The organism is Paucihalobacter sp. (assembly GCF_036825875.1).
Taxonomy (GTDB): domain Bacteria; phylum Bacteroidota; class Bacteroidia; order Flavobacteriales; family Flavobacteriaceae; genus Paucihalobacter.
Window position 1 is genome coordinate 1 of the sequence record NZ_DAISXK010000078.1, and the last position, 5124, is coordinate 5124.

Annotated in this window: 2 protein-coding genes; both read left to right on the top strand. The window is 36.5% G+C overall.

The features are described 5' to 3' along the window. Window positions 1-12 precede the first annotated feature (12 nt). On the top strand, window positions 13-159 hold the full coding sequence (locus V7Z48_RS13590; RefSeq protein WP_442954718.1) for a T9SS type A sorting domain-containing protein: 147 nt from the start codon (window positions 13-15) through the stop codon (window positions 157-159). Window positions 160-512: 353 nt separating this feature from the next. Further along, window positions 513-5124, top strand: a 4612-nt coding sequence (locus tag V7Z48_RS13350) for a choice-of-anchor D domain-containing protein (RefSeq protein ID WP_334114112.1), incomplete at its 3' end; no start/stop codon positions are given.

The window sequence follows — 5124 nt, forward strand, 5'->3', positions numbered from 1 at the left end:
GAATTATTAAACATACTTGGTCAATCTATAACCAACATTAAAAATATTTCAAACAGTAGTTATTCTGAATACCCGGTTAAAAATTTAAGTACAGGAACTTACATTATCAAAATAAATACTGTAAACGGTTTGGTGTCTAAAAAAGTCATCGTAAAATAATTGCAAAAAACTTAACTGTTCAAAAAGTCCCGCAAATTGCGGGACTTTTTTTTTGGAATAAAACCATTGTTTAGTAACTCATATTTAATAATTCTTCTTTATTTAAAATCATTAAGTAAACTTTTATTTTTTTGGGTTAACTACAAACAGTTGATCTTTTATCATTAAAAAACTTTAAAATTTCAAAACCAGTCTTTATAAAATTACGTATATGTGATGTAAGGTTTAAAAGTCACTGTAAGATATATGAATTTTTTTAGTTAAAATTAGACGCTACTAATTAATCCATAAGCATTTACTCCCTCAAATTAACCCATTAAACCGAGAGTCCCATCTCTCTTATTTGACCGCTTATGAAAACAATTACACCAACAGTTTTAAAAATGCTCATTATTCTTGTGAGTTTTTATGGCTTTAGCCAAAACCAGAACATACGCGTTAATGGTAACGCTATTTTAATTGAAGACAGCACACCTGGACCTCAAACACCAGCTCAAAACAATGGAACAGACTTTGGAAGTCTCAACTTAGGAGATAACCAAGTAAATACCTTTACAATTGAAAACACCTTTAATGGGGGTAACCCGAACAATAATGTATTAATTATAAATAACATCACTATTACAGGAGCCCATGCAGCAGATTTTATTATAAATAGCACTATAAATGACATTCGCCGTGGTAACTCGGAAAATTTCACAATCACTTTCGCGCCTTCAGGTACAGGACTTAGAACAGCACTTGTAACTATTAACAATAATAGTGTTGAAGCGAGTAAAAGATCTTATACTTTCAATATTCAGGGACGAGTTGAAACACAACAGCCGCAAATGACTATAAGAGGTAATGGAATCAATATTAATAATGGGGATACTACGCCAGCATTGAATGATGGCACTGACTTTGGCGTAGCAGACATTAATAATAGTAGTTCAAACCAAATATTTGTTATTAGAAATACGGGCGGAGAAGATTTAATTCTAACTGGCGCTGCGCCATATGTTGAAATAATTGGTGCGAATTCGCAAGATTTTACTATTACCCAAATTCCGGTTGCAACAATTCAGCCCAATAACACAACTACATTTCAAATCTCATTCAATCCTACAACCATTGGCATAAAAACTGCAACGGTTCAAATAGCGAATAATGATACTAACAATAATCCATACGCTTTCAGTATTCAGGGCACTGGAGCATTAATTTGCGATAATCAAACCATCACACTTCCTTATTTTGAAAACTTCGAGACCGGCACTAATGGCTGGTCCTCGGGTGGTGAGTTTGCCAATAGAGTAAACGATGGCAATTGGTCGTATTCAGCCAATCACAGTTTGCGAATTAGTGCCAATTCTGGCGTTACGTCCTCATTTTGTTCTCCGCTGTTTGCACCGGGAATTTATGACAAAATAGACTTAAAATTCTTTTTTTCAGCAAGAAATGTTGATGCTAACAAACGATTTGTCGTAGAATACAGTAATGATAATGGCAGCAGTTGGGTAATTGCAGGTACTTTCATTAGTAACAATATCGCCAATAAAAACGCTGATTTTCAACGTAACAACTCTGTCAATCCGATTTTTTATAGTAAAACTATTACTTTATTAAAAGAAAATTTTGATTTCCCTCAAAACAATCAGGCAAGATTTAGAGTAAGATGTTTAGCTAGCGATGCTAACGACCAAATTTTTATAGATGACATCAGTATTACAGGTGTTACTTATAAAAGTCCAACTAATGCACCCGGAGGTGTTGCTTCAAATCTTGATCTTTGGTTGAAAGCAGATGCTATAAATGGCGTATCTGTTGGTTTAGATAATTCCCCTGTAAATAAATGGATAGATAATGGCAGAGGTAATAACGCAGAAACAGTTGTAAGTGGCCAGGCACCAGTTTATCAACACAACCCCAATAGAAATTTCAATTTTAATCCTGTTGTAGAGTTTTTCAACAATAATAATTCTGCCAGTAGCGATATGACCTACATTATTAACGATGGCAGCCGAGATGAGCTCAAAGGCACTGGCGGATTTAATAGCAATGATATTTTTATGGTTTTGATGCCAGAGGTTGACATTACACCAACAATGATCCCTCTTGACACATTTTGCAGCACAAACCCGTTAGGAAATACGCAGGCCGAAGATGTCACAGGTTTTGGTTATGGCAACTATACGGCCAGATTTAATGGAGAAAAATTTTCATATTGTATCGGGACTACGAACGGATTAAATAATGGGTACGGCAGAGCGGCTACCGAAAATCTTGATTACAACCAAATAGGAATCATAAACACACGACACAATGACGCCAATAATGGTATTGAAATTTATTTGAACTCAAACAATATTGGCAATATAACCTCTGACCCCAATGCATTTACAGAAATTAAAAATACTAGGTATTGGATTGGAAGAAGTCAGTATTGGAATGGTAGTTTTAAAGGTAGAATTGCTGAATTGATAACCTATAAAGCCACCAACAATGATAATGATGATACTAGAGAACGCAATCGAATTCAATCTTATTTAGCAATTAAATTCGGTATTACATTAGGTGTAAACGGTGAATCGCAACATTATGTTGATAGCGATGGCAACATTATTTGGAACCAAATAAACAATACGGGTTACAACTTTGATATTACTGGAATTGGAAGAGATGATGCTTCCAAACTATACCAAAAACAATCAAGAAGCGTCAACAAGGCACAAGATGCTATTGGAAAAACCCAAGGTATTCTTACAATAGGACTTGGTGAAATATTCGAAACTAATTTCGATAATCCAAATACTATCCAGAATAAACAATTTTTAATTTGGGGTAATGATGGAAAAAATCTCAATGACGCTGCGTCAGAAGTAGTGGTAGATATGAGTAGCGCCATTACACCTTTTATTCCTGGAGGATCTCCAGTTCAGTTCAAGGGAATTGCCAGAACTTGGAAGGTAGTTGAAATTGGAGGTGATTTTCCAGAAGTTGAAGTCGCCATACTAAAAAGTGCCATTAGAACAGCAACACCACCAAACGGTCGATACCTGATGTTTATTTCCAGTACACCAAACTTCGATCCTACTGCCGATTATAGAGTAATGACAGAAGACATTAATGAAATCGGTGAAGCAATACTTAAAACAAAATATGATTTTGATAATACCAAATACGTCACCTTTGGTTGGGCTCCTGAAGTAGTTTATGAAAGATCAATATACTTTAATGGCACAACAGATTACGTTGATATGGAAGATCAATTTAATTTGAATTTACCCGAATTCACCATTTCGGCTTGGATTAAAAGAGAAGCAGGTTCTGAAAACAAATCAATACTTTCTAAAAGAGATGCCGCTTTCATTCAAGGATATGATTTTAGAATAAATAGCTCAGGACAAGTCGAAATTTCATGGAAAAACGGTACAACTCAAACCTTAACATCAAATACATTAATTCCATTAAATCAATGGCACCAGGTGGCTGTTATTTATAACGGTGGTACTACAAGTTTGTATATTGATGGCTTTTTGGATAAGCAGGCAACCTTATCAGCACCTTCAGCAACCAATGAATCCTTCTATATTGGTGCCGCAGGTAAGCTTACTCCTACAGATCTTTTCTCTGGTAATATAGATGAAGTGCGAATTTGGAGTACAGCATTAACACCAGCACAATTGCGATTTATAATGAATCAGGAAATAGAGGAAAATACCGGATTCGTGAATGGTTCTTATTTCAATAGTCGTGGCATAATACCAACCAAAAATGAAATTTCAACCATTTCATGGAATAAATTAGAAGGGTACTATCCCATGTCCACATACACCTACACCAATACAAAGGATGAATCTGGAAATAGCAGACAAGGTGCCTTGAGAAACTTAAGAACTGTAGACCGACAAACGGCTCCACTTCCCTATATTTCGGGGTCTAATGGTGACTGGAATAACAACAATTCTTGGGTGAATGGAGATGTTCAGTATATTCCAGGTTCGACTTCAATTGTTGACCCAATGGAAACTGTTGATTGGAATATTGTAAGAACCAACCACAATTTAACGCTCGATAACTCTGGACTGCCAGCCAATAAAAATGATAATAGAAGTTTACTGAGTTTAGAAGTAGAATCAAATACTTTAACAGCGAACGGCAACAATGCTGCAAACGAAGGAAACGGTTTAACCATTTCTCACTACTTAAAACTTGATGGTACGATTGACCTTGAAGGTGAATCTCAACTTATTCAGACTTTAGACAGTGATTTTGATGTTACCAGTTCAGGTAGATTAGAACGTGACCAACAAGGTACAGCTGATAAATTTACCTATAATTACTGGTCCTCACCAGTTGGCTTAAGGAATATAACTACAAATAACAATAGCTATACTTTGCCTACCATATTGCAAGATGGGAATAACCCAATTACTTTTATTTCTGCGGGCTTTAACGGCACTAACACCTCGCCGGTTGGCATTGCCGATTATTGGATTTGGAAATTTGCCAATCAAGCCTCAGGACAATACTCAGCCTGGCAGCATGTGCGCAGTACAGGTAGTATTTTAACTGGTGAAGGCTTCACTATGAAAGGTCCAGGCACGGGTGCTGTGGTGGATGACCAAAACTATGTGTTTAATGGCAAACCTAATAATGGGGATATTAACCTTACGCTAGCGGCTAACAGCGACTATTTAGTGGGTAACCCTTATCCCTCCGCTTTAAATGCAGAACAATTTATACTCGATAATGGTCCTGAGGGAACCAATTCACTCACTGGAACCCTGTACTTTTGGGAACATTGGGGTGGCGGTTCGCATATACTCAGAGTATATCAAGGTGGTTATGCAACTTTTAATCTTTCAGGAGGCTTACCAAGTGCCAATCAAGGTGTCAACCATCCGGATGTCGGTATGGGAGGAACACCAAGAAAAACACCTGGAAGATATATTCCGGTAAGTCAAGGCTTCTTCGTTACAG